Here is a 24,259-nt window from a genome sequence, read left to right as displayed (position 1 = left end):
CCGGCAATCACCAGAAGGGATACATCGTGAGGACATCACAATGGAGCGCCGTCGCTCTCGCGACGGGACTCGTCATCACCCTAGCCGCCTGCTCCCCCGGCGGGAACGGCGACGGCGGGGCGACGAGCGGTCAGGAGCTCAGCATCCTGATCGGCTCGTCGGGCGACGCCGAGACGACCGCGGTCACCGAGGCCGCCGAGGCGTGGGCCGCCGACACCGGCAACACCGTCGAGGTCATCGCCGCGAACGACCTCGTGCAGCAGCTCGGCCAGGGCTTCTCGGGCAACAACCCGCCCGACCTGTTCTACATGCCGTGGGACCAGTTCCAGACCTACGCCGACCAGGGCTTCATCGAGCCGTACGCCGAAGACCTGGCGAACGCCGACCAGTTCCTGCCCGCGCTCCGCGAGCAGTTCACCTACGACGATCAGTTCTACTGCGCGCCCAAGGACTTCTCGACCCTGGCCCTGCAGATCAACAGCGCGGCGTGGGAGGCCGCGGGCCTCACCGACGCCGACGTCCCGACGGACTGGGACGGATTGCAGGCGGTCGCGCAGCAGCTGACGACCGGTGACCAGGTCGGGCTCAGTATGGGCCGCGAGTACCAGCGCATCGGCACGTTCATGGGACAGGCCGGCGGCGGCGTCTACGAGGACGGCGAGGTCACCGCCGACTCGCCCGAGAACGCCGAGGCGCTGACGTACCTGCAGGGCCTCATCGATGCGGGCGTGCTCGCGTACCCGCAGGACCTCGAGGCCGGCTGGGCCGGCGAGGCCTTCGGCCTCGGCAGCGCAGCGATGGTGATCGAGGGACCGTGGATCAACGGCGCGATGGTCAACGACTTCCCCGACCGGGAATTCATCAGCGTCGAGCTTCCCGAGGGCCCCGCCGGCCCGGCGACGTTCGCCTTCAGCAACTGCTGGGGCATCCCGATCGAGTCGGACACGCGTGACGCCGCCGTCGACCTCGTCGAGTACCTCACGGCCGACGAGCAGCAGCTCGCGTTCGCCGAGGCCTTCGGCGTGATCCCGTCGACGGAATCCGGATCGGCGGCCTACGCCGAGCAGTTCCCCGAGAACGCGGCGTTCGTCGCGGGCGTCGAGTACGCGCAGAGCCCGGTGGCCTTCGCCGGGTCCGCACCGGCCGTCGCGGACTTCAACACGTCGCTCGAGACGCAGGGCCTCTCCGACCCCGCCGCCGTGCTCGGGCCGTTCCAGGAGAACCTCGAGGCGGCCGCCGCCGAGGCGAACGGCTGATCATGACCGGCACCGTTTCCGGGTCTCGTCGCGGCGGTGGCATCCGCCGCGGCGAGGCCCGGGCGGGCTGGCTCTTCGTCACGCCCGCCGTCGTCATCGTGGTGGTGTTCCTCGCCATCCCGATCCTGCTCGCGCTCTGGGTGAGCTTCAGCGACTGGAACGGCTTCCGGTCGCCGCTGAACCCGAACGTGGACTTCGTCGGGCTCGAGAACTACGCCGCGATCACCACCGAGCCCGGCCTCGACCAGGAGAACTTCGGCCGGGCCGTGCGGAACAACCTCTGGTACGTCGTCTTCGTGGTGCCCCTGCAGACCATCGTCGCGCTGCTGCTCGCCGTGCAGGTCAACCGCGCGGCGATCCGCGGGCGCGGCTTCTTCCGCACTGCCTTCTACTTCCCGTCGGTCACCTCGACCGTCGCGATCGTCATCGTCTTCCAGTTCCTGTTCACCGCCTCCGGTGCCGTCAACGCCGTGCTGGGCTTCTTCGGCATCGACGGCCCGAACTGGCTCAACGACGCGAGCGGGGTGTTCCACAACCTGTTCGCGGTGTTCGGCGTCACGACGCCGCCGGAGGCGTTGGCCCAGGAGGGTCCGCTCGGCATCACCTGGTGGGAGTGGCTGGCCGGGCCGTCGGTCGCGATGATGACGCTGATCATGCTCGCGATCTTCACGACCTCCGGCACCTTCATGCTGCTCTTCCTCGCCGGGCTGCAGGCCATCGGCGGCGAGATCGACGAGGCCGCGCGCATGGACGGCGCGGGACCGTTCCGCACCTTCTTCTCCGTCACGGTTCCCATGCTGAGGCCGACGCTCTTCACGGTGCTGACACTCGGGCTCATCGGCTCGTGGCAGGTGTTCGACCAGATCTACGTGCTCGGCGGCAGCACCGCGGGCGGCACCATCAAGACGCCCGCCTTCCTGGCCTACGAGACCTCGTTCGAGGAGTTGAAGTGGGGGCAGGGTGCCGCGATCGCGTTCATCCTGTTCGTCTTCATCATCCTCCTCACGCTCCTGCAGCGATGGTGGCTGCGCGAGCGCGCCCCGAAGGGCACGGGCACGCCGGCACGGCGACGGCGCCGCGGATCGGCGGGCGCGGACAACGTGCGGCGCCACGAGCCCGACACCGTGTCGGCGGTCGTCGGCGCCGACGCCACCGACCGGGCGCTCCTCACGGGCGCCGACGCAACCGAGCACGGCGAGCCCGACCGGCGGGAGAGGAGCTGACGATGACCGATCTCAGCACGCGAGCGGTGGTCACCGCCGACGGCGACGCGGGCGCGGCATCCGCTCGACCCGCACCGCGGCGCCGACGCACGCCGGCGAAGGTGCGCGCAGGGCTGTGGACGAGCTACCTCATCCTCATCGGCCTCGCGCTCATCTACATCTACCCGTTCATCCTCTCGGTCGCGGGCAGCTTCAAGACCGACGCGGATGCCACGCAGAACGGCCTCTCGCTCCTCCCCGAGACGGTCACGTTCGCAGCGTACGAGCGGCTGTTCACCGACGTACCGTTCCCGCTGTGGTTCGGGAACACGGTGTTCATCACGGTGATCGTGACACTGGGGCGCGTGTTCTTCGACTCGCTCGCGGGGTACGCGCTGTCGCGCCTGAAGTTCCGGGGGCGCACGTTCGTGTTCCTGTTCTTCATCGGCGTGCTCGCCGTGCCGGGCGTGGTGCTGCTCATCCCGCGATTCCTCATCCTGCAGCAGCTCGGCATCTACGACACGTACGCGGGCATGATCATCCCGCTGCTGTCGACGGCGGCCGGGGTGTTCATCATGAAGCAGTTCTTCGACTCGATCCCCGTGTCGATCGAGGAGGCGGCGCGCATCGACGGCGCCGGCCAGTTCCGCACGTTCTGGTCGGTGGTGCTGCCGATGGCGCGGCCGGCGCTCATCACCCTCATCATCCTGAGCTTCCAGGGCTCGTGGAACGAACTGCAGCACTTCATCGTGTCGCGCCAGAGCCCCGAGCTGAACACGCTCACGACCGGCGTCGCATCGCTCGTGTCGGGTCAGCTCGGCTCGGGCAACCAGTTCCCACTGCAGCTCGCGGCGGCCGTGCTCATGACCATCCCGGTCGCGGTGCTGTTCTTCGTCTTCCAGCGCCGCATCATGAACACGACCGCGGGGGCCGAGAAAGGCTGAGCGGCTGGCGCCCCGGCGGGTGGCCGGCGGGATCAGTGCACGTACTCCAGCAGGTCGGCGCCGACGCGCCGCATGCCGTCGAGCACCGCGAGCCGTGACGCGAGCTGCGTGTCGGCGAAGTACATCGAGACCGCGTAGGCGACGCCCGCGCGCGGGCCGCGCAGCACGCCCACCTCGCTGCGGACGCCGCCGTCGGTGCCGGTCTTGTTCATGAGCAGCAGGCCGTGGTCGGGCGTGCGGTGCGCGAGCGGGTCGAGCCCGAAGGCCGAGGCGACCATCGACAGGTCGGAGTTGAGCGAGAGCCAGCCGACGACGCGCTGCGACACCTCGGGGCTCACGATCTCGCCGCGGGCGAGCGAGGCGAAGAGCCAGGTCAGCTCCTTCGCGGAGCCGATCGAGAGCTGCGGGGCGTCGTCGGGCCCGCGGTGGTCGCGCACCAGGTCGAGGAGCGCCGTGCGCGTGAGCCCGAGCGTCTCGGTGCGCGAGCGCACCGACTCGAGCCCGACCTGGCGGATGAGGACGTTCGTGGCGAGGTTGTCGCTCGTGGCGCCGACGAGCGCGGCGAGGTCGGACATCGGCAGCGACGGCGTCTGCAGGTGCTGCCAGATGCCCGAGTCGCCGACGGCGTCGCGCGGAGCGCGGTCGAGCACCGTGAACGCCTCGGGGCTCGCGTGGCCGAGGCGCGAGGCGACCTCGACGAGCAGCAGCACCTTGCCGATCGACGCGGTCGGCATCACCACGTGGTCGTCGACCGAGAAGAGCACGCGCCCGGTGGCGAGGTCGGTCGCGCGCGCCGAGACCTGCACGCCGCCGAGGGCGAGCTCGCCGAGCGCGTCGAAGCCGCGCGAGAAGTCCTCGGCGTGCTCGTCACCGCGATGGCGGCCTCGTCGGAATGATGCGTGCCGAGCACGGCGCTCGGAACCCTGGGACGAGGCGACCACGACTGGGACAGCGGCTTTCGTTCGGGTCTCGCGCTCCCCCACCGCGGCATCGCGGTGCGCTCGACGGGATCGGACGGGGGTCTGGGGTGAGGTGCTACCAGATCCGGACGCGGTCGGCCGGGTCGAGCCAGAGCTCGTCATCGGGCGTGACCTCGAAGCCAGTGTAGAACTCGTCGATGTTGCGGACGATCTGGTTGCACCGGAATTCGTTCGGCGAGTGCGGATCGATCGCCAGCAGGCGCTCGACCTCGGCGTCGCGACCCTTCATCTGCCACGCCTGCGCCCACGACAGGAAGAAGCGCTGCGCACCGGTCAGGCCGTCGATCACCGGCGCCTGCGCGCCGTCGAGCGAGAGCAGGTACGCCTTCCACGCGATCGCGAGGCCACCGAGGTCGCCGATGTTCTCGCCGATCGTCAGCGCGCCGTTGACGTGCGCGGGCTCGCCCGAGGCATCCGCCCCGCCCTGGCCGTCTGCGACGTCGCCGGACCCGGATGCCTCGCCGTCGTCGCCCTGCAGCTGCGCCGGCACGAGCACGTCGTACTGCTCGATGAGCGCCTTCGTGCGCTCCTCGAACGCGGCGCGGTCGGCCTCGGTCCACCAGTCGACGAGTCGCCCGTCGCCGTCGAACCGCGAGCCCTGGTCGTCGAAGCCGTGGCCGATCTCGTGCCCGATGACCGCGCCGATCGCGCCGTAGTTCGCCGCGGCGTCGCGCGCCGCGTCGAAGAACGGGAACTGCAGGATGGCGGCCGGGAACACGATCTCGTTGAAGCCCGGGTTGTAGTAGGCGTTGATGGTCTGCGGCGTCATGAACCACTCGTCGCGGTCGAGGGGCCTGCCGATCTTGCCGAGCTGCCGCTGGAACTCGAACTCGGCCGCGGCACGCACGTTCGCGACGAGGTCGGATGCGGAGACGTCGAGGGTCGAGTAGTCGCGCCACTTCACCGGATAGCCGATCTTCGGGGTGAACTTCTCGAGCTTCTCGAGCGCCTTCGCGCGGGTCTCCGCGCCCATCCAGTCGAGCTCCTCGATGGAATCGCGGTAGGCCTCGACGAGGTTCGCGACGAGTTCGTCCATCGCCTCCTTGGCGGCGGGCGGGAAGTGGCGCTCGACGTAGATGCGGCCGACCGCCTCGCCCATCGCGCCCTCGACGAACGACACGGCGCGCTTCCACCGCTCGCGCAGTTGCGGCGTGCCGGTGAGCGTGCGGCCGTAGAAGTCGAAGTTCTCCTCGACGAACGCGCTGCCGAGGTACGGCGCCGCGCCGTGGACGACCTGCCAGGCGAGCCAGTCGCGCCAGGCGGGCAGGCGATCGGCCGTCATGAGCGCGCCCACGCCCTCGACGAAGCTCGGCTGCCGGACGACGAGCTCGTCGAACGCACCCTCGGGCACGCCCATCGCGTCGCGCCAGAGGTCGAGGTCGACGGATGCCGCGTCCGCGACCTCGGACCAGGGCATCAGGTTGTAGGTCTTCTGGCTGTCGCGCGAGTCGACGTTCGTCCAGTGCGTCTTCGCGATCTCGGTCTCGAGCTCGAACACGCGCTCGGCACGCGCGGCGGCGTCGTCGAGGGCGGCGAGGGCGAACATGCGCTCGAGGTGGCCGAGGTACTGCTCGCGGATCGGGGTGAAGCGCTCCTCGCGGTAGTAGCTCTCGTCGGGCAGGCCGATGCCGCCCTGCTCGACGAAGACGAGGTACCGCTCGGGGTTGCCCGGGTCGTTGTCGACGAAGAGCTGGGCGAAGCCGCCGACGCCCTGCCGTTCGAGTCGGCCGATCGCCTCGAGCAGCTGCGCGACCGTGCCGGGGAGCGAGGCCTCGACGAGCTGGCTCGCGATCGGCGTCGCGCCGAGCATCTCGGCCCGCTCCTCGTTCATGAAGGACGCGTAGAGGTCGCCGACCTTGCGCTCCTCGGTGCCGGGCTCAGCGCCCTGCGCCTCCTCGATGATCTCGCGCACGGCGCGTTCGGCCTCCTCGTAGAGCACGATGAAGCTGCCGTAGCGCGCCTTGTCGTCGGGGATCTCGGTGCGGTCGATCCACTTGCCGTTGACGTGGCGGAAGAGGTCGTCCTGCGGGCGGACGTCGGCGTCGAGTTCGTCGAGGATGATGCCGCTGGGCTTCGTCGCGTCGCTCATCCCCACAGCCTAAGCGGCGCCGGCCGCGCGAATGCAGCGAGCGGATGCCGCGGCTCGCCGACGCACGTCACCGCAGTTGCGCGAAGCCCTCGGCCTTCCGCGTCGGGCCGACCACGAGCACGGTGTCGTCCGGCCCGAGCACGGTCTCGGCGTCGGCGTTGCGCCACTCCTCGCCGGGTCGCTTGAACGCGGCGACCGTGACGCCGAGCTCCTTGCGGAGCGCGGTCTGCCCGAGCGGCACGCCGTGCAGCCGCGACGGGGGCGCGGTCTTCACGATGGCGTAGCCCTGCTCGATCTCGATGTAGTCGAGCGCGGCCCCGCGCACGAGGTGCGCGACACGGCGGCCCATCTCGGCCTCGGGGCGGATGACGTGGTGCACGCCGAGCTGCTCGAGGATCACCGCATGCTGCTCGGTGACCGCCTTCGCCCAGATCACGGGGATCTTCATGCCGAGGAGCACCGAGCACGTCAGGATCGACGCGGTGATGTCGGTGCCGATGGCGACCACGACCCGGTCGAACTCGTCGACGGCCAGCTGCTTCAACACCTCGGCCTTCGTCGAGTCGGCGCGGACCACCTGGGTGAGCTCGCCGTTCAGCGCCTGGACGATCTCCTCGTCGGCGTCGATGCCGAGCACCTCGGTGCCGCCGGCCATGAGCTCGAGCGCGAGCGAGCTGCCGAAGCGGCCGAGCCCGATGACGGCGACCGAGTCGGCCTCGGCGATGCGGCGCGACGTGTCGCTCGCGCCGCCGAACAGGGTGAACCTAGCCAATGGCGGGCCTCTCCTTCGGGAGTTCGTAGAGGATGCGGCGGTCGCGGAGCGCGATCGCCGACCCCAGCGTCAGCGGGCCGATGCGGCCCAGGAACATGAGCAGCACGAGGATGATCTCGGCGCTCGGCGGCAGGTCGCCCGTGATGCCCGTCGAGAGCCCCACGGTCGCGAACGCCGACACCGCCTCGAAGGCGACGAGGTCGAGGTCGAGCTTCGTGAGGTGCATGAGGAGGATGATCGCCGTCATCACGGCGCCGACCGCGACGAGGGCGACCGTGATCGCCTGGCGGTGCACCGCCCGGCTCAGGCGCTTGCCGAAGATGTTGACCGCGCCCTCGCCGCGGAACTCGGTGAGCAGGATGAAGAACAGCACCGCGAACGTCGTGACCTTGATGCCGCCCGCGGTTCCCGCCGGGCCGCCGCCGATGAACATGAGCACGTCCATGACGACCCAGCTCTCGTCGTGCATCTGCCCGACGTCGATCGAGTTGAACCCCGCGGTGCGGGTCTGCGTCGACATGAAGAACGCGGCGAGGAGCTTCGCACCGGGCGGCAGCGGCCCGAACGTGCCGGGGTTCCCCCACTCGGCGATCGCGAGGTACGCGGTGCCCGCGGCGAGCAGCACGAGCGTGCCCCACAGCACGAGCTTGGTGTTCATCGCCCAGTGCAGCGGCCGCGAGAACTCCTTGCGGAGCTGCATGATGACGGGGAACCCGAGCCCGCCGAGGATGATGGCGACGGACATCGGCAGGCAGATGAACGGGTCGTCGACGAAGTCCATCATGTTGTTCGAGTAGAGCGCGAAGCCCGCGTTGTTGAACGACGAGACCGAGTGGAAGAGCGCGTGCCACGCGGCATCCGCCGGGCTGTAGTCGTAGCCGAAGAGGAACCGCGGGAACAGGAACATCCAGGTCAGTCCCTCGATCGCGAACGAGATCAGCACGATCCCGCGGACCAGTCCACGCACGTCGTCGTAGCCGACCGCCTTCGCCTCGGCCGCCGTGTTGAGGCGCGAGCGCACGCTCATCTTGCGCGCGAGCACGAGCCCGATGAGCGACGCGAAGATCATGATGCCGAGGCCGCCGAGCTGGATGAGGAGCATGATCACGACGTGCCCCAGCGGGCTCCAGTGCAACTGCGTGTCGACGACGGTGAGTCCGGTGACGCAGACCGCGCTCACCGACGTGAAGAGCGCGTCGACGAAGTCGGTCCCGCCCGGCTCGACGGTCATCGGGGGCAGCCACAGCAGGAGGGTGCCGACGGTCACGGCGGCGGCGAAGCCGACGACCACGGCCTGGGCCGGGTGGAGTCGGATGCCCCGTCGGAAGCGGTGCGGCCGCGCGTCGCGGACCGTGCCTCGGAAGGTCACCGCGGAATACTACGCCTCTTCGCGACCTCTGCGACCCGCATTCGGCCCGTGGGGGTCAACCCGATTCCGCACACCCGTGCCCGGTGGGAGGATCGAGCCATGCTGAACACGATCCTGAACGTCATCTGGCTGATCCTCGCGGGCATCTGGCTGTGGATCGGGTACATGCTCGCAGGGCTCCTCATGTGCATCCTCATCGTCACCATCCCCTGGGGCATCGCGTCGTTCCGCATCGCGAACTACTCGCTCTGGCCGTTCGGCCGCGAGGTGGTCTCGAAGCCGACGTCGGGCGCCTGGTCGTTCATCGGCAACGTGATCTGGGTGCTCCTCGCCGGCTGGTGGCTCGCGCTCGAGCACCTCGTGACGGGCGTGATCATGTGCCTCACGATCGTCGGCATCCCGCTCGGCATCGCGAACTTCAAGCTCATCCCGGTCTCGCTCGCCCCGCTCGGCAAGGAGATCGTGGACGCGTAGTGGCCGGCCCGACCACCGCACGCCGGGCCGTCGACCGCGACATCCTGCGCCTCGCCGTGCCCGCGCTCGGCGCGCTCATCGCCGAGCCGCTCTTCCTGCTCGCCGACACGGCGATGGTCGGCCACCTCGGCGCGGCGCCGCTCGCCGGCCTCGGGCTCGCGAGCGCGGTGCTGCAGACGATCGTCGGGCTCATGGTGTTCCTCGCGTACGCGACGACGCCGTCGGTCGCGCGTCGACTCGGGGCCGGCGACGAGCGCGGCGCCGTCGCCGCCGGCGTCGACGGGCTCTGGCTCGCGCTCGGGCTCGGCGCCGTGCTCGCCCTCGCCGGATGGGTCGCGGCGCCGTGGCTCGTGGGCGCCTTCGGCGCCTCCGCCGAGGTCGCGGCCGAGGCATCCGTGTACCTCTCGATCTCGATGGCCGGCCTGCCCGCGATGCTCATCGTGTTCGCCGCGACGGGGCTGCTGCGGGGCCTGCAGGACACGCGCACGCCCCTGTGGGTCGCCGGCATCGGCTTCACGGCGAACATCGCCCTCAACGCGCTGTTCATCTACGGCCTCGGCTGGGGCATCGCCGGCTCGGCGATCGGCACGGTCGTCGCGCAGTGGGGCATGGTGCTCGTCTACCTCGTCGTCGTCGCCCGGCACGTCTCGCGAGTCGGCGCGTCCCCGTGGCCGCATCACGCCGGCGTGCTGCGCGGCGCCCGCGACGGCGGTTGGCTGTTCCTCCGCACGGCGAGCCTGCGCGTCGCGCTGCTGCTCGCGACGTGGGCCGCGACGTCGCTCGGGAGCGATGAGCTCGCCGCGTACCAGGTGGCGATCACGATCTACTTCACGCTCGGGTTCGCGCTCGACGCGCTCGCGATCGCCGCGCAGGCGCTCATCGGCAAGGGGCTCGGCGCTGGCGACGTCGACGTGGTGCGCGCGGTGCTCCGCCGCTGCATCGAATGGGGCGTCGGCGCGGGCGCCGTGATCGGCGCACTCGTCATCGCGACCGCGTGGGTGCTGCCCGCGGTCTTCACGTCGTCGGCCGAGGTCGCGGCGCTCCTGCCGCCGTCGCTCGTCGTGCTCGGCCTGTCGGCCCCGCTCGGGGGGCTCGTGTTCGTGCTCGACGGCGTGCTGATCGGCGCGGGCGACGCCCGCTACCTCGCGTGGACCGGACTCGTGAACCTCGCCGCGTTCGTCCCGATGGCGCTCGGCGTGGTCCGGTGGGCGGATGCCTCCGGCGCAGCCGGCGCAGCCGGCGCGGTCGCGCTCGCGCTGCTCACGGCCGCGTTCTCCCTCGGGTACCTCGCCGCGCGCGCCGTCACGCTCTCGCTGCGGGCGCGCGGGCGGGCGTGGATGGTCACGGGCGCGGCCGCGTGACGGGCGCAGCCGCGTGACGGGCAGGACCGCGTGACCAATGGCCCGACGGCATCAGGGCGCACCGCCTAGGTTCGAGCCACCGCTCGCCGTTCGAAGGAGGCCGTCATGTCCGCTCGACGCGCCCGCTCCCGGTCCGCCGCACGCCGGCCCCAGCGTGGTGTCGCACGCCTCGCCGCCGGCGTCCTCGCCGCGGGACTGCTCGTCGCGCTCACCGGGTGCTTCCCGTTCGCCACCGCCGGCGAGACCCGGACCGAGACACGTGAGATCGAGGACGCCTCGAGCGTCAGCCTCCGCGGCTCGGGCGACATGACGATCCGGCTCGGCGACGCGCCGTCCCTCACGGTCACCGGCGGTGAGAACGTGCTCGAGCGCCTCACGACCGAGGTCGAGGGCGACGAGCTCGTGATCGACCTCCAGCGCGGACCGATCATCGTCGGAGCGCGCGACCTCGTGTTCGACATCACGCTGACCTCGCTCGAGGGGGTCCTCATCTCGGGTTCGGGCGACGTCACCGCCGAGTTCGGCGACGCCGACGACGTGACGCTCGAGATCCGCGGCTCCGGCGAGATCGAGACCGACGAGCTCGACGCGGCGACGGTGCGCGCCTCGATCAGCGGCTCGGGATCGATCGTGCCGTCGGGCTCGACCGATGAGCTCCTGGTCCAGGTCGACGGGTCGGGCGACGTCGACGCCGCCGACCTCAGCGCCGACTCGGCGCGTGTCGTGCTCTCGGGTTCGGGCGAGATCTCGGTCGACGTGTCGGATTCGCTCGAGGTGGTCCTGTCGGGCAGCGGCACGGTCCGGTACTCGGGGCGGCCCGAGATCCGCAGCACGGTGTCGGGGTCGGGCGAGATCACGCCGAGCTGAGCGCCCGGTTCGTCGGGCCCTCGGGCACTCGGCGAGCGTGGACTCTCATGCGCGAGCGGGCACGGTGCCACGGACTCGAGCGCGCGGCGGCCGCTCAGCCGCGCGGCGGCGCGGTGGTGTCGCCGACGTGCAGCGTGCTCGTGAAGTCGGTGCCGGATGCCGCTTCGCCCGACAGCATGCGCACGACCGCCTCGCCCGCCGCGCGCCCCTTCGCGACCGACGGCTGCACGAGCGTCGTCAGGTCGTGCTGCAGGCCGTCGACGCGGATGCCGTCGAACCCGATCACGCTGAGGTCGCGCGGCACGTCGAGGCCGAGCTCCTCGGCCGCCTGGATGACGCCCGCCGCGAGCAGGTCGGACTGGGCGATGATCGCGGTCGGCCGCATCGCGGCATCCGCCAGCAGGGGCCGGGCGGCCTCGAGCCCCTCCTCGATCGAACTCGCACCGGCCACGCTGACGCGGATCTCGGGGAACACGTCGCGCGCCCCGCGCAGGCGCTCGACGGCGGTGTCGACCGTCGCGCCGGTCTCCATCTCGGCCGTGAGCTCGCCGCGGCGACGCGTCGGCTCGAACGGGAGCGTGACGGTCGCGACATCCGTGTGCCCGAGCGAACGCACGTGCTCGGCGCCGAGACGCGTGGCCTCGCGGTTGTCGATCGTGATCTCGGGGATGTCGCCGCCCGGCGCGCCCTCGATGGCGACGAGCGGGATGCCTCGGCGCTGGAGCGCCTCGACCTGCGAGAAGAACTTCGGGCTGCAGCCGATCAGCACGACCGCGTCGACGGGCGCCGTGTCGAGGCTGACCGGCGCGGCGGGGTCGCCGGAGTCGGTGAAGAGCAGCAGTCCTGCGCCGAGCGGGGCGATGCCCTCGGTCAGCCCGTCGAGCGTCTGGATCTTGACGGGATCGAGGAAGGCCGCGCGCACGCGCTCCTCGAGGACGACGCCGACGATGCCCGAGCGGCCGCGACGGAGCGAGCGGGCGCGCGGGTCGGGGCCCGCGTAGCCGAGTTCGGATGCCGCGGCCAGCACGCGCTCCTTGGTGGCGTCCGACACCGGGCCGGAGCCGCTGAACGCGAGCGACGCGGTCGACGCGGAGACGCCCGCGAGCGCCGCGACGTCGGCGAGCGTCACGCGCGGGATGGCGCCGGTCGTGGCGGCGGGTTCGGGGCTCACCCTTCGATTGTACGGTCGAATCGATTCGATGCGTCAGCCGGGCCGCAGGGCGGGGTCAGCCGCGCTCGGCGATCTCCTTGACCTTCGCCACGAGCGAGTCCCACACGCCCTTCGCGTGCGCCGCCGACTCGGGCGTCGCGTTGTTGTCCTGCGACAGCGAGAGCACCGTGGGGGCGTCGCCGCCGCCGTCGATCGTCCAGGTGAGCGTGTGGTGGTCGTCGGGCTCGAGGCCGCTGGTGCGTCGCGGGCTGAAGTGCGTGTGCACCAGCCGGTGCGGCGGATCGATCTCGAGGACGGTCCCGTGGTCCTCGTAGGGGCGGCCGTTCCAGTCACCGCTCCAGCGCAGTGCGCCGCCGACCATCCAGTCGGCCTCGAGCTCGGTGCCGGGCAGGTACTCGCGCGCCGCCGCGGGGTCGGTGATGACCGCCCACACGCGCTCCGGCGAGGCGTCGATCTCGATGGCCGAGGTGACGACGAGGTCCTTCAGCATCTCGTGCCTCCTTGTCTCCGTGCTCCGACGGTACGTCGCGAGGACGGCATCCGCAGCCCCCTTGCATCCGCGGCGCCGATGGGTCAGCCGAGCTGCGGCGATGCGGCGTGCACCGCGTCACGCGCCTCCGCGAACGCCGCGACGCACCGCCGGATCTCGTCCTCCGAGTGGGCCGCAGAGAGCTGCACGCGGATGCGCGCCTTCCCCTTCGGCACGACCGGGTACGAGAACGCGGTGACGTACACGCCGCGCTCCTGCAGCGCGTCGGCGATGCGAGCCGTGAGCGCGGCATCGCCGAACATGACCGGCACGATCGGGTGCTCGCCGGGCAGCAGGTCGAAGCCGGCATCCGTCATCAGCGACCGGAACAGCGCCGCGTTCGCGGTCAGCCGCTGCCGCAACTCGCCCGACTCGCTGACGAGGCGGAGCGCCTCGATGGTGCCCGCGACGATCGCCGGCGCGAGCGTGTTCGAGAAGAGGTACGGCCGCGCGCGCTGGCGCAGCAGGTCGACGATCTCCTGCCGGGCGGCGACGTACCCGCCGGATGCCCCGCCGAGCGCCTTGCCGAAGGTGCCGGTCGTGATGTCGACGCGCCCCTCGACGCCGCAGTACTCGGGCGTGCCGCGCCCGTCCGAACCCACGAAGCCGACCGCGTGCGAGTCGTCGACGAAGACGAGCGCGTCGTGCTGCTCGGCCAGGTCGCAGATCTCGGCGAGCGGCGCGATGTAGCCGTCCATCGAGAAGACGCCGTCGGTCACGATCACGCGGCGGCGCGCGCCCGACGCCGCGACGAGCTGCGCCTCGAGGTCGGCGAGGTCGCGGTTCCTGTAGCGGAACCGCTGCGCCTTCGACAGCCGGATGCCGTCGATGATCGACGCGTGGTTGAGCTCGTCGGAGATGATCGCGTCCTCCGGCCCGAAGAGCACCTCGAAGACGCCGCCGTTCGCGTCGAAGCACGACGAGAAGAGGATCGTGTCGTCGTAGCCGAGGAAGTCGGACACCGCGCGCTCGAGCTCGAGGTGCAGCTCCTGCGTGCCGCAGATGAAGCGCACGCTCGCCAGCCCGTAGCCCCACTCGTCGAGGCCGCGGTGCGCGGCGGCGACGATGCGGGGATCGTCGGCGAGGCCGAGGTAGTTGTTCGCGCAGAAGTTCAGCACCGTGCGCCCGGCGACCTCGATCTCGGAGGACTGGGGCCCGTGGATGCCGCGCTCGCGCTTGGTCAGCCCCGCCGCCTCGATCTCGTCGAGCTCGGCGCGCAGCTGCGCCTTCACGTCTCCGTACATGTTCAGACCTCCGTCCAGTCGAGGATGACCTTGCCGACGCCGCCCGAGGCGGCGGCGTCGAAGGCGGTCCGCCAGTCTCGCGCCGGGTAACGGTCGCTGATGATGGATGCCACGCGCCCGCGCAGCTCGGCGCTGGTCTGCAGCATCGCGCTCATCGAGTTCCACGTCTCGAACATCTCGCGGCCGTAGATGCCCTTGAGCGTGAGCATGTGCGTGACGACCTTGCCCCAGTCGATCGCGAACGGCTCGCTCGGCAGGCCGAGGAGCGCGATGCGTCCGCCGTGGTTCATGTTGTCGATCATCTCGGGCAGCGCCTTCGCGGAGCCCGACATCTCGAACCCGATGTCGAAGCCCTCGCGCATGCCGAGGCGGGCCTGCACGTCGCGGATGCGCTCGCGCGACACGTCGACCGTGGCATCCGCCCCCATCGCCGTGGCGAGCTCGAGCCGCGCGGGCGAGACGTCGGACGCGACGATGTACCTGGCGCCGACGTGACGCGCCACCGCGATCGACATGAGGCCGATCGGGCCGCAGCCGGCGACGAGCACGTCCTCGCCGACGAGGGAGAACGCGAGCGCGGTGTGCACCGCGTTGCCGAACGGGTCGAAGATCGCGCCGACCTCGGGGTCGACGTCGCCGTGGTGCACCCACACGTTCTCGCCGGGCAGCACGATGAACTCGGCGAACGCGCCGTCGCGGTGGAGGCCCACGCCCTGGGTGCGGATGCACATCTGGCGACGGCCGGCGCGGCAGTTGCGGCACATGCCGCAGACGATGTGGCCCTCGCCGGACACGCGGTCGCCGACGACCACGTCGTGCACGAGTTCGCCCACCTCGACGACCTCGCCGTAGAACTCGTGGCCGGCGATCAGGGGCGTGCGGATCTCGGACGAGCACCAGTCGTCCCACTGGTCGATGTGGAGGTCGGTGCCGCAGATGCCGGTGCGGAGCACCCGGATCTTGACGTCCGCCGGGCCCGGTTCGGGCTCGGGGCGGTCGACGAACTCGAATCCCGCGCCGGGCGCGGACTTGTACAGGGCCTTCATCGGCGTCGATGTCCTGTCTTCGTACGGGCGCCCGCGGGGTGTGCGGGTGCCGGGCTCGCCCGCCGAGGGTCACGGCGCGCGTCGAGGTGACCCGATCATCGTAACGACCGAGGCGAGCGGATGACGCGGGGTCGACGGGCCGCCGATCGGACGGCGCCCGCGGCGGGGCCGAGCAGGCCGCCGGCGGGTCGGCCGGGCCGCCGACGCAGTCGGTGCGGCCCCGGACATGGACGAGGACGGCGCAGTGCAAGTTGCGTCGTCCTCGATTGCGCTGATCGTCGCACGCGCGAGCGCGCGCTCGCCACCCCCCGTTTCCTGCGAGAACGCCGTGAACGGCCGCCCCCGGCTGGTCGTTGCGACGCGGCCCCGCCGGCGCTACGCTCGAATCGATTCGACTCGAATCGATTCGAACCCGGCGGGAACCCACGACCGGCAGATCCACCCCGACGACGAGGCAGTAATGTCGCAGCACCGAGACGACACCATGAGCGAGCACGACGACCACGCGCACCGAACGGGCGACGCCGAGACGCGAGCCGCGGCATCCGCTCGCCCGCGCGGCGAGCTCATCGCCTGGCGCAACGCGATCTTCGCGATCTTCTTCCTCTCCGGCTTCGGCCTGGCCAGCTGGGTCGCCCGCATCCCCGCGATCCGCGATGCCGTCGGGCTCAGCACCCAGGGGGTCGGGCTCGTCATCCTCATGGGCTCGATCGCCTCGATCGTCGGGCTCATCGCGGCGCCGTGGCTCATGGCGCGCTTCGGCGCGCGCCTGGGCATGGTCGGCGTGCTCGCGACGGCGGCGGCCGGCGTGGTCGCGGTCGGCCTCGGCGGCTCCGTGCTGCCGAGCGTCGCGCTCATCGTCCTCGGCCTCGCGCTGTTCGGCTTCGGCAACGGCGCGGTCGACGTGATGATGAACGTCGAGGGCGCCGAGGCCGAGCGCGAGCTCGACAAGACCGTGATGCCGCTGATGCACGCGTTCTTCAGCTTCGGCACGGTCGCCGGCGCGGGGCTCGCCGCCGCGGCATCCGCCGTGGGCGTGACGATCGCGATCCACCTCGGGGTCGTCGCCGCGCTCATCGCCGCCGGCGTCGTCATCGCGGTGCGCTTCGTGCCCGTGCGCGAGGAGCTCGGCGACGACGCGCACACCGACGCCCCGCGGGAACCGCTGGGCGTGCGCATCCGCCGCAGCCTCTCGGTGTGGAGCGACGTGCGCCTGCTCCTCATCGGCGTCATCCTGCTCGGGATGGCCTTCGCCGAGGGCAGCGCGAACGACTGGATCGCCCTCGCGGTGGTCGACGGGCACGGTCTCGACGAGACGACCGGCGCGGCCGTCTTCACGGTGTTCACGATCGCGATCACCGCGGCCCGCGTGCTCGGCGGCCCGTTCATCGACCGCTTCGGCCGCGTGCTCATGCTCCAGGTGATGGCCGCCGTCGGCGTGGTCGGCCTCTCGCTCTTCATCTTCGGCACCGAGCCCTGGATGCTCGTCGTCGGCACGCTGCTCTGGGGCGTCGGCTGCTCGCTCGCGTTCCCCGTCGGCATGTCGGCCGCGGCCGACGTGCCCGATCGAGCGGATGCCGCAGCGCGCGTCTCCGCGGTCGCGATGATCGGCTACTGCGCCTTCCTCGTCGGACCGCCGCTCATCGGATTCCTCGGCGAGCACTTCGGGATCCTGAACGGGCTGCTCGTGCTGCTCGGCCTGATGGTCATGGCCGGGATCGCCGCGCCAGCGGCCCGCGAGCGGAACCGCGCGGCGCGGGCGCGCGGCTGACGCCCGGCCCGAGAGACCCCGTGCGGCCTCGACGTCCGCGACGCAAGGGGCTGCGGCATCCGGTGCGTCCCGACAGGATGCGGGGATGAGCGCGGACGACGAGACGACGACGGACCACCGGACCGGGGCGGGCGCCGAGCCCGTGCCGGACGACGAACCGAGCCCGGAGCACCGGCGACCCGACGGCGTGACCGACGCCACCGTCGAGGCGCTCGGCAAGCTCTCCGAGGCGCTCGAGGTGATCGAGGACGCGCGCGGGTCGCTCTACCGCTTCCACCGGCTGACGGGGAGGGCCGACCTCGCCCTCGGCGAGGCGGTCGAGCTGCTGCGGGCGGCCGGCCATGATCGGATCGCCGACCGCATCGACCGGGAGGTGGTCGGCCGCAACGTCATCGAGGGGCGGTGGACGTTCCAGCTCGTCGAGGAGTACGACGACGGCTACTACGCCGCGGTGCGCGACGCCGAGCGCGCCGCACGGGACCGGCTCGTCGGCGGGCGCCGGCATCTCCTGGAAGCCGAGATGAAGGAGCGCGAGCGCACGCACGGGCTCCGGCACCACGAGGCGCGGCCCCACGACGGCTCGCCGCATGGCTGACGCCCACCGGGCGACGTCCTCCGCCCGACGTAGACTCGTCGGGTGCGCCTCGTCATCGCCCGCTGCTCCGTCGACTATGCCGGCCGGCTCTCCGCGCACCTGCCGCTCGCGACGCGGCTGCTGATGGTCAAGGGCGACGGCAGCCTGCTCGTCCACTCCGACGGCGGCAGCTACAAGCCGCTGAACTGGATGAGCCCGCCGTGCACGCTCGCGGCGGCCGACCCCGACGACGACCAGCGCGCCGCCGGCGTCACCGAGGTCTGGAAGGTCACGCACGCGAAGACCGCCGACCAGCTCGTCGTGTCGATCCACGAGGTGCTGCACGACTCCGCGCACGAGCTCGGCGTCGACCCCGGGCTCGTGAAGGACGGCGTCGAGTCTCACCTCCAGAAGCTCCTCGCCGAGCAGATCGAGCTCCTCGGCGACGGCTACCGGCTGGTGCGTCGCGAGTACATGACGGCCATCGGGCCGGTCGACATCCTGGCCACGGATGCCGCGGGGCGCGCGGTCGCGGTCGAGCTGAAGCGCCGCGGCGACATCGACGGCGTCGAGCAGCTCACGCGGTACCTCGAGCTCATGAACCGCGACCCGCTCCTGGCGCCCGTCGCCGGGGTCTTCGCGGCGCAGGAGATCAAGCCGCAGGCGCGCACGCTCGCCGAGGACCGCGGCATCCGCTGCGTCGTGCTCGACTACGACGCCATGCGCGGCGTCGAGAGCGGGCACGCGCGGCTGTTCTGAACGGGCGCGCCGACGCGCCGGGGGGCGCCCGGCCGATCGCGTCGAGTCGGCGCTCAGCGGGCACACAGCATTCCCGAGTGTTCCTCGGATTTCGTCGTCCTAGGATGTCGCGGTGACTTCCCTGCTCCCCGCCCCGACGATCGCGCCCCCGCGCGAGTGGTCAGCCGTGCTCTTCGACCTCGACGGCACCATCGTCGACTCCGCCAGCGAGATCATGGACTCCCTCGCGCACATGTTCGCCGAGATGGGCGTGCCCGTGCCGGACCGCGAGACCCTGCGGTCCTACGTCGGCCCGCCGCTGCTCGACAGCCTCCGCATGACCGCGGGCTTCAGCGACGTCGACGCATGGGAGGCGCTCAACGTCTACCGCGACCACTACGACGACCACCTCCTGCACTCCCCCGTCTTCCCGGGCGTCGAGGGCGTGCTGCAGGCCGTCCAGGCCGCCGGACTGCCGATCGCGCTGGCGACGAGCAAGCCCGAGTCGATGGCGCGCGCGGTGCTCGAGCACACCGGCCTCGACCGCTACTTCACGGTCATCGCCGGGGCCAGTGACGACGAGGAGCGCAGCACGAAGGCCGACGTCGTCGCGGAGGCGCTGCGGCGACTGGTCGAGCTCGGCGCCGACACCTCCGAGGCGGTGATGGTCGGCGACCGCGGGTACGACGCCCTCGGCGCGGCCGCGCACGACGTCCCGACCATCATGGTCGAGTGGGGCTACGGCTCGCCCGCCGAGGCGAGCGACGCCCTCGCGGTCGTCCACTCGGCCGACCAGCTGCGCGGCATGCTCATCGGCTGACCCCCTTCCCGAAGACGGATGCTTCGACGCTCGATGATTCGATCCGAAGCTTCCTCGACGTACGGCGCCCTGAATGCGAGGAAATCTCGTTAGCAACGATTCGGGGCTACTCCGCTCCGGAGTCTTCCCTCCGCCCCCGACCGAGGGGCAGGATGCCGGATACGTCCGCCCACCGGCGGACGACGTCGTGCCCCGTGGTCACCGTCACGGGCACTCGGAGGGAGAAGCATGTCAGGGAAGACCAGCCGCGCGCGTCGTCGCGTGGTTGCGACGATCCCCGTGCTCGCACTCGCGGCCGCCGGCTTGGCGACCGTGGGAACGAGCACGGCGACCGCCGCACCGGCACCGGTCATCGGTGCCGATGAGTACTACATGAACTACGCCGCGCCGCGTGCGGAGGCCGCGTTCGAGACCGATGAGGCACTCGAGACGACCGTGGACGGGAAGGCCGTGAAGGCCGGCGCCGTCAGCGGCTCCGTCGCCGAGCTGTCGGCCGAACTCGACAAGAAGTACGCGCAGGGCAACCCGGCCGCTGCTCGCCAGCTGGCCAAGCTCGAGGCGAAGTCGATCGAGACCGGCAAGAGCCCGAAGGCGCTGAAGAAGGCGAAGTCGACCCAGGAGGCCAAGCTCCTGACCATCCTGATCGAGTTCAACGACCAGGCGAACGACGACTTCAGCGACACCTGGGTGCCCGAGTACTGGGGTGCCACGACGTGCAAGCCCGGTGACGCGGTCGTGAACGGCCCGCTGCACAACAACATCCCGAACCCGGCCGACTACGAACTCGAGGACAACAACTCGATGTGGGTCGAGGACTTCTCCCCCGAGCACTTCGACCAGCTGCTCTACACCGACGAGGGCATCACCGAGCGCGTGCGCCCCGACCTCACCGGTCCCGACGGCAAGCCCGGCATCGACATCTCCGGCTACACCATGAAGTCGATGTACGAGGAGATGTCGCGCGGCGCCTACACCGTGACCGGTGAGGCGACCCAGTGGGTCGAGCTGCCGCACTCCGAGGGCTGGTACGGCGCCACGCGCTGCTTCCTGAACGACGAGGGCGAGTACGAGGCCGGCGCCTACCAGGGCATGCAGGGCCACCCCGACAACCCGGCCGGCGCGAACCGCCTGCCGATCGACGCCGTGGCCGCACTCGCGGAGGCGCAGCCCGACTTCCCCTGGGCCGACTACGACATCGAGGACCAGGCCGACCGCGACGAGGACGGGAACTTCTACGAGCCCGACGGCGTGATCGACCACGTCGTGCTCGTGCACGCCGGTGAGGACAAGTCGGGCGGCGGCGGCGCCGAGGGCACGTACGCCATCTGGGCGCACTCCTCGGCCGTCGCAGGCGGCGCCGACATCCCCGGCACCGACCTCAAGCTGTCGAACTACATCGTGCAGCCCGAGGACTCGGGCGTCGGCGTGTTCGCGCACGAGTACGGCCACGACCTGGGCCTGCCCGACCTGTACGACGTCTCGGGCGCCGGCAGCTCCGACGTCGACTTCTGGGACCTCATGTCGTCGGGCTCGCACTCCGGCCCGATCTTCCAGTCGATGCCGACCCACATGGGCCTCTGGGACAAGTGGGTCCTCGGCTGGGCCGACCCGGAGGTCGTGAACCCGGGCGACGACACGCGGACCGTCAAGGTCGGCCAGACCTCGCGCCCCAAGAAGGGCACCGAGGACGGCATCAAGGTCAACCTGCCCGACAAGGTGATCACGCTCGCCGACGCGCACAGCGGCGAGAACATGTGGTACACCGGCGCCGACCAGGACTGGGCCGACATCCGCATCTCGCGCACCATCGACGACGTGCCCGCCGACGCCACCCTCTCGATGTGGAACAACTACGTCATCGAGGAGGACTGGGACTACGGCTTCGTCGAGGTCTCGACCGACGGCGGCTCCTCCTGGAGCGAGCTGAAGGTCTACGAGGCTGACGGCTCCGAGGCCTCCACGCCGGACGGCTACTCCGACCCGAACGGTCGCATGAACGACTACGGAGCCCCGAACGGCCCGAAGAAGTACGGCCTCACGGGTGACTCGCACGGCTGGGTCGAGCAGCACGTCGACCTGTCGGCGTACGCCGGCCAGTCGATCCAGGTGCGCCTGCGCCTCGCGACGGACGCGGCCTACCAGGATCGCGGCTGGTTCGTCGACGACTTCGCGCTGAAGAGCGGTGACACCACCGTCTGGAGCGACGACGTCGAGTCGGGCGAGAACGGCTGGACCGCCGAGGTGGAGAGCTTCGTCGACACGACCGGCCCCGGCTGGCGCATCGACACCGGCACTTCGGTCAAGGCGCAGTACTACCTCGTCGAGTGGCGCAACTTCGACGGCTTCGACGAGGGCCTGAAGTACGGCTACAACAGCGTCTACAGCGACGGTGCCTGGAAGGTGGAGAAGGTCGCCTACAACGCGCCCGGTGCCCTCGTCTGGTACCGCGACACGACGTACGGCAACTCGAACCAGATCATCTCGAACGAGGCGGCCCTGCCGAGCTACGGTGCGAAGGGCGGTCTGCTCATCGTGGACAGCCACTTCGACCCGCTGCAGCGCACCGGCGCGGCGGCCGAGGCCGACCCGACGACGCTCAACGTGATGCCCTCGCGTGCGCAGTCGTCGAACGCCGCGTTCGGCCTGACGAAGACGCACCCCTTCACGGAGTGCTTCATCGTGGACGACCCGACCGAGGAGTACTGCACCGACATCCCCGCCCTCGACGCGGTGAGCACGTTCACCGACGACCAGGGCTGGGTGCCGGGCTTCGCGATCCGGGAGAACGCAGACGACACGCTGTCGTTCTTCTACCGCGACCGCGACGCCTCGACCGTCGTTCCGTCGGTCGGCAACGCGCCGTACTCGGTGCCGCTGTACTACCTGGACGGCACACCGGCCACGGACTACTACGGCCTCAACATCGGGCTCGGACCGTTCGGTTCGGGCAATCCCGCCGATGACGGCGTGGGCTACGGCACCGTCATCTCGGTGAAGAAGGCGCTGACGGGCAACACCGCCGCGCTGATCGAGGTGACCCCGCCCTCGGCGGGCTGATCCCGAGCGACCCGAACCGGCGAGGCGCCGGCCCCCTCGGGGGTCGGCGCCTCGTCGCGTGCCGAGCCGGGTTCCGCGGTCGGACGGAGCGCCGACGCGCACAGGTCGGCCGCGCCGGCGTCAGTCGCACGCCGGGGCGTCAGTCGCCAGCCTGGGCGCCCGTCGGCCCGAGCAGGCCGTCGAGCAGCCGCTCGATGCCCCACGCGAACCGGGCCGCGGCGTCGTCGCCGAGTTCACGTGCACGATCGCCGAGCGGAAACGCCTCGGCGTCGTCCCAGAGCGTCGCGGATGGCGCCGCCGCGACCTCCTCGTCCGGCGCCGTCGTCGCAGCCTTGCGTCCCGTCTCGGCGGCGTCGAACGCGACGGCCCCGAGCACGTGCACGCGGACGGCGTGGGCCGCGCGGCCGGACTCCAGGTCGCCGAGGCCCGCGCCGGAGAAGGCCGCGAGCAGCGCCTCGTCGAAACGCCGGGCGTTGGGACCGTCGAGTGGCGCGGCCAGGAGCAGCCCCACGGCGCCAGGGCGTTCGACGAGGATCGCCCGGAGGCCCTCCGCGAGCTCGCCGATGCGGGGTCGGGCCGCCTCCCGTGCGGTCTCCGCCACCGGTGCGGCCGCGGCATCCGCCCGCCGCGTGTCGAGACGGCCGAGCACCTGCTCGACCATCCCCGCGAGCAGGGCGCCCTTGTTCGGGTAGTACGTGTACATGGCGGTCGGGGTCAGCCCGAGGGCTCCCGCGACCCCGCGGACGGACACGGCGTCGAACCCCTTGGATTCGAGCAGCTCGAATGCGGCGTCGAGGATCTCTGCGTGCGTGAGGCTGCGTCGGGGTCCGGGTCTCATGGGGCCTTCCGTAGGGGACTCGACACACCGTACAGTGTTCCGCCGCGCGGCAGCGGCGTGGACGGCGGCCGGCGCGCATGCCACGCTGGACTGGCGGGCGGGGCGCGCTGGATCCGCCGGCGGACCCCGACCGGACGAGGAGGTCGAACGGATGACGCAGCCGCACGCCGCACGCATCACGGTCGTGGGCGACGCCCTCATCGACGAGCTGCGCGACCCGACGGGATCGCGCGAGTTCGTGGGCGGCGCGGCGCTCAACGTCGCGGTGGGCCTCGCCCTCCTCGGAGAGGACGTCACGCTCGTCGCGATGCTCGGCGACGACGAACCGGCGACGCGCATCCGCGCCTTCCTCGCCGACTACGGCGTGCGGCTCGTGGAGAGCCCGTCGGAACTCGGCACCTCGCGCGCGGTCTCCGACCGCAGCGAGGCCGGCGAGCCGCGATACGTCTTCAACGAGGCCGCACGGCACCGGCGGCTCTCGTTCGACGACGCGACGCGCGCGGCGATCGACGAGGCCGAGCTCGTGGTCGTGAGCTGCTACCCGTTCGACGACGAGCAGCAGGTCGACGCGCTGCTCGACGCGATCGGGGACCCGGAGCGACGACTCGTCGTCGACGGCAACCCCCGAGCGGGCATGCTCCACGACCGGGAGGCGTTCCTCGACGCGTTCGAGCGCGTGGCCGCCCGATCCCTCCTCGTGAAGGCCGGCGACGAGGACGCCGACCTGCTCGCGCGGGAACCGCTCGACGCCTTCGTCCGCCGGCTGCGAGGCGACCGGGCCGGCGGGCCGGCGGTGCTCGCCACCGCCGGGCGCCGCGGTGCCGACCTCCACCACGGCGACCTCGACGTGCACGCCGACATCGTCGACCTGCCGGGCCGCGTCGTGGACACCATGGGCGCCGGCGATGCGACGCTCGCCGCGGTCGTCCACCATGTCGCCCGCGACGGCATGCCGGCCACCGCCGACGCCTGGCGCGAGACGCTCGACGAGGCGATGACGATCGCAGCAGCGACCGTCCGGCACGAGGGTGCGCTGCTCCGCACAGGGACGACGTCGACGCAGCTCGGAAGCTGACCCGCCGAACGGGGGTCTTGCGTTCGGCCCGGTGAGGAGTCGTAGACTCGCCCCAACCGCTGATGGCGACATCGGCGAGGTG

At 71.4% G+C, this 24,259-nt stretch carries 21 protein-coding genes; 12 read left to right on the top strand and 9 right to left on the bottom strand.

Annotated elements, in window-relative coordinates; all coding sequences use genetic code 11:
- Nucleotides 1–26: 26 nt before the first annotated feature.
- The 3 genes from ACQ393_RS11275 to ACQ393_RS11265 are packed head-to-tail and all read left to right on the top strand — an operon-like array spanning nucleotide 27 to nucleotide 3,402.
- On the top strand, nucleotides 27–1,256 hold the full coding sequence (locus tag ACQ393_RS11275; protein ID WP_430646918.1) for a sugar ABC transporter substrate-binding protein: 1,230 nt from the start codon (nucleotides 27–29) through the stop codon (nucleotides 1,254–1,256).
- Between the two features lie 2 nt (nucleotides 1,257–1,258).
- Nucleotides 1,259–2,479: a carbohydrate ABC transporter permease gene (locus tag ACQ393_RS11270; protein WP_430646917.1), complete on the top strand. Its 1,221-nt coding sequence runs from the start codon at nucleotides 1,259–1,261 to the stop codon at nucleotides 2,477–2,479.
- Nucleotides 2,480–2,481: 2 nt separating this feature from the next.
- Nucleotides 2,482–3,402 (top strand): carbohydrate ABC transporter permease, encoded by a 921-nt coding sequence (locus ACQ393_RS11265; protein ID WP_430646916.1) that lies wholly within the window; start codon nucleotides 2,482–2,484, stop codon nucleotides 3,400–3,402.
- 32 nt (nucleotides 3,403–3,434) lie between these two features.
- On the opposite strand, the gene ACQ393_RS11260 is transcribed toward ACQ393_RS11265, so the two are convergent.
- The 4 genes from ACQ393_RS11260 to ACQ393_RS11245 all read right to left on the bottom strand — a co-directional run bounded on the left by ACQ393_RS11260 (nucleotide 3,435) and on the right by ACQ393_RS11245 (nucleotide 8,612).
- Nucleotides 3,435–4,343, bottom strand: a complete 909-nt coding sequence (locus ACQ393_RS11260) for a serine hydrolase (protein ID WP_430646915.1) — start codon at nucleotides 4,341–4,343, stop codon at nucleotides 3,435–3,437.
- Between the two features lie 94 nt (nucleotides 4,344–4,437).
- Nucleotides 4,438–6,471, bottom strand: a complete 2,034-nt coding sequence (locus ACQ393_RS11255) for a M13 family metallopeptidase (RefSeq protein ID WP_430646914.1) — start codon at nucleotides 6,469–6,471, stop codon at nucleotides 4,438–4,440.
- A 67-nt stretch (nucleotides 6,472–6,538) separates the two neighbouring features.
- Nucleotides 6,539–7,243 (bottom strand): potassium channel family protein, encoded by a 705-nt coding sequence (locus ACQ393_RS11250; RefSeq protein WP_430646913.1) that lies wholly within the window; start codon nucleotides 7,241–7,243, stop codon nucleotides 6,539–6,541.
- A complete protein-coding gene (locus ACQ393_RS11245; protein WP_430646912.1) occupies nucleotides 7,236–8,612 on the bottom strand; it encodes a TrkH family potassium uptake protein in 1,377 nt (458 codons plus the stop codon). Before ACQ393_RS11245 ends, ACQ393_RS11250 begins: the two co-directional genes overlap by 8 nt.
- A 102-nt stretch (nucleotides 8,613–8,714) precedes the next feature.
- Between ACQ393_RS11245 and ACQ393_RS11240 the strand changes: the two genes are divergently transcribed.
- The 3 genes from ACQ393_RS11240 to ACQ393_RS11230 all read left to right on the top strand — a co-directional run bounded on the left by ACQ393_RS11240 (nucleotide 8,715) and on the right by ACQ393_RS11230 (nucleotide 11,314).
- Complete coding sequence (locus ACQ393_RS11240) at nucleotides 8,715–9,086, top strand: YccF domain-containing protein (RefSeq protein WP_430647025.1); 372 nt, start codon at nucleotides 8,715–8,717, stop codon at nucleotides 9,084–9,086.
- Nucleotides 9,086–10,447, top strand: a complete 1,362-nt coding sequence (locus tag ACQ393_RS11235) for an MATE family efflux transporter (protein WP_430646911.1) — start codon at nucleotides 9,086–9,088, stop codon at nucleotides 10,445–10,447. The genes ACQ393_RS11240 and ACQ393_RS11235 overlap by 1 nt, the downstream gene beginning before the upstream one ends.
- Nucleotides 10,448–10,552: 105 nt before the next feature.
- On the top strand, nucleotides 10,553–11,314 hold the full coding sequence (locus ACQ393_RS11230) for a head GIN domain-containing protein (RefSeq protein ID WP_430646910.1): 762 nt from the start codon (nucleotides 10,553–10,555) through the stop codon (nucleotides 11,312–11,314).
- 94 nt (nucleotides 11,315–11,408) lie between these two features.
- On the opposite strand, the gene ACQ393_RS11225 is transcribed toward ACQ393_RS11230, so the two are convergent.
- The 4 genes from ACQ393_RS11225 to tdh all read right to left on the bottom strand — a co-directional run bounded on the left by ACQ393_RS11225 (nucleotide 11,409) and on the right by tdh (nucleotide 15,304).
- Nucleotides 11,409–12,485, bottom strand: a complete 1,077-nt coding sequence (locus tag ACQ393_RS11225; protein ID WP_430646909.1) for a LacI family DNA-binding transcriptional regulator — start codon at nucleotides 12,483–12,485, stop codon at nucleotides 11,409–11,411.
- Nucleotides 12,486–12,540: 55 nt separating this feature from the next.
- Complete coding sequence (locus ACQ393_RS11220) at nucleotides 12,541–12,975, bottom strand: SRPBCC domain-containing protein (RefSeq protein WP_430646908.1); 435 nt, start codon at nucleotides 12,973–12,975, stop codon at nucleotides 12,541–12,543.
- Between the two features lie 83 nt (nucleotides 12,976–13,058).
- On the bottom strand, nucleotides 13,059–14,258 hold the full coding sequence (locus tag ACQ393_RS11215; RefSeq protein ID WP_430646907.1) for a glycine C-acetyltransferase: 1,200 nt from the start codon (nucleotides 14,256–14,258) through the stop codon (nucleotides 13,059–13,061).
- A 2-nt stretch (nucleotides 14,259–14,260) separates the two neighbouring features.
- Nucleotides 14,261–15,304, bottom strand: a complete 1,044-nt coding sequence (tdh, locus tag ACQ393_RS11210) for an L-threonine 3-dehydrogenase (RefSeq protein ID WP_430646906.1) — start codon at nucleotides 15,302–15,304, stop codon at nucleotides 14,261–14,263.
- A 460-nt stretch (nucleotides 15,305–15,764) separates the two neighbouring features.
- Here tdh and ACQ393_RS11205 point away from each other — a divergent pair, with 460 nt between their 5' ends.
- The 5 genes from ACQ393_RS11205 to ACQ393_RS11185 all read left to right on the top strand — a co-directional run bounded on the left by ACQ393_RS11205 (nucleotide 15,765) and on the right by ACQ393_RS11185 (nucleotide 22,264).
- Complete coding sequence (locus ACQ393_RS11205) at nucleotides 15,765–17,075, top strand: MFS transporter (RefSeq protein ID WP_430646905.1); 1,311 nt, start codon at nucleotides 15,765–15,767, stop codon at nucleotides 17,073–17,075.
- A gap of 85 nt (nucleotides 17,076–17,160) precedes the next feature.
- Nucleotides 17,161–17,670: a hypothetical protein gene (locus ACQ393_RS11200; RefSeq protein WP_430646904.1), complete on the top strand. Its 510-nt coding sequence runs from the start codon at nucleotides 17,161–17,163 to the stop codon at nucleotides 17,668–17,670.
- Nucleotides 17,671–17,712: 42 nt separating this feature from the next.
- Entirely contained in the window at nucleotides 17,713–18,408 is a 696-nt protein-coding gene (gene nucS, locus ACQ393_RS11195) for an endonuclease NucS (RefSeq protein ID WP_430646903.1), read from the top strand.
- A 112-nt stretch (nucleotides 18,409–18,520) separates the two neighbouring features.
- Nucleotides 18,521–19,207, top strand: coding sequence for an HAD hydrolase-like protein (locus ACQ393_RS11190; protein WP_430646902.1), 687 nt, complete (start codon nucleotides 18,521–18,523; stop codon nucleotides 19,205–19,207).
- A 228-nt stretch (nucleotides 19,208–19,435) separates the two neighbouring features.
- Complete coding sequence (locus ACQ393_RS11185; protein WP_430646901.1) at nucleotides 19,436–22,264, top strand: immune inhibitor A domain-containing protein; 2,829 nt, start codon at nucleotides 19,436–19,438, stop codon at nucleotides 22,262–22,264.
- A 139-nt stretch (nucleotides 22,265–22,403) separates the two neighbouring features.
- Here ACQ393_RS11185 and ACQ393_RS11180 read toward each other — a convergent pair whose 3' ends face one another.
- Nucleotides 22,404–23,102, bottom strand: a complete 699-nt coding sequence (locus tag ACQ393_RS11180) for a TetR/AcrR family transcriptional regulator (protein ID WP_430646900.1) — start codon at nucleotides 23,100–23,102, stop codon at nucleotides 22,404–22,406.
- A 151-nt stretch (nucleotides 23,103–23,253) separates the two neighbouring features.
- On the opposite strand from ACQ393_RS11180, the gene ACQ393_RS11175 reads away from it, so the two are divergent.
- Nucleotides 23,254–24,177 (top strand): carbohydrate kinase family protein, encoded by a 924-nt coding sequence (locus tag ACQ393_RS11175; protein WP_430646899.1) that lies wholly within the window; start codon nucleotides 23,254–23,256, stop codon nucleotides 24,175–24,177.
- The last annotated feature ends 82 nt before the right edge of the window (nucleotides 24,178–24,259 follow it).

The organism is Agromyces sp. GXS1127, from assembly GCF_050565425.1.
In the GTDB taxonomy this organism is placed as follows: domain Bacteria; phylum Actinomycetota; class Actinomycetes; order Actinomycetales; family Microbacteriaceae; genus Agromyces.
This window is presented reverse-complemented; position numbering and strand designations above follow the sequence as displayed.

Coding starts and splice junctions, on each gene's coding strand:
- ACQ393_RS11220 (WP_430646908.1), bottom strand. CDS start 12,975: ATGCTGAAGGACCTCGTCGTCACCTCGGCCATCGAGATCGACGCCTCG.
- ACQ393_RS11215 (WP_430646907.1), bottom strand. CDS start 14,258: ATGTACGGAGACGTGAAGGCGCAGCTGCGCGCCGAGCTCGACGAGATC.
- ACQ393_RS11265 (WP_430646916.1), top strand. CDS start 2,482: ATGACCGATCTCAGCACGCGAGCGGTGGTCACCGCCGACGGCGACGCG.
- ACQ393_RS11185 (WP_430646901.1), top strand. CDS start 19,436: ATGTCAGGGAAGACCAGCCGCGCGCGTCGTCGCGTGGTTGCGACGATC.
- ACQ393_RS11200 (WP_430646904.1), top strand. CDS start 17,161: ATGAGCGCGGACGACGAGACGACGACGGACCACCGGACCGGGGCGGGC.
- ACQ393_RS11175 (WP_430646899.1), top strand. CDS start 23,254: ATGACGCAGCCGCACGCCGCACGCATCACGGTCGTGGGCGACGCCCTC.
- ACQ393_RS11255 (WP_430646914.1), bottom strand. CDS start 6,471: ATGAGCGACGCGACGAAGCCCAGCGGCATCATCCTCGACGAACTCGAC.
- ACQ393_RS11270 (WP_430646917.1), top strand. CDS start 1,259: ATGACCGGCACCGTTTCCGGGTCTCGTCGCGGCGGTGGCATCCGCCGC.
- ACQ393_RS11180 (WP_430646900.1), bottom strand. CDS start 23,102: ATGAGACCCGGACCCCGACGCAGCCTCACGCACGCAGAGATCCTCGAC.
- ACQ393_RS11205 (WP_430646905.1), top strand. CDS start 15,765: ATGTCGCAGCACCGAGACGACACCATGAGCGAGCACGACGACCACGCG.
- tdh (WP_430646906.1), bottom strand. CDS start 15,304: ATGAAGGCCCTGTACAAGTCCGCGCCCGGCGCGGGATTCGAGTTCGTC.
- ACQ393_RS11230 (WP_430646910.1), top strand. CDS start 10,553: ATGTCCGCTCGACGCGCCCGCTCCCGGTCCGCCGCACGCCGGCCCCAG.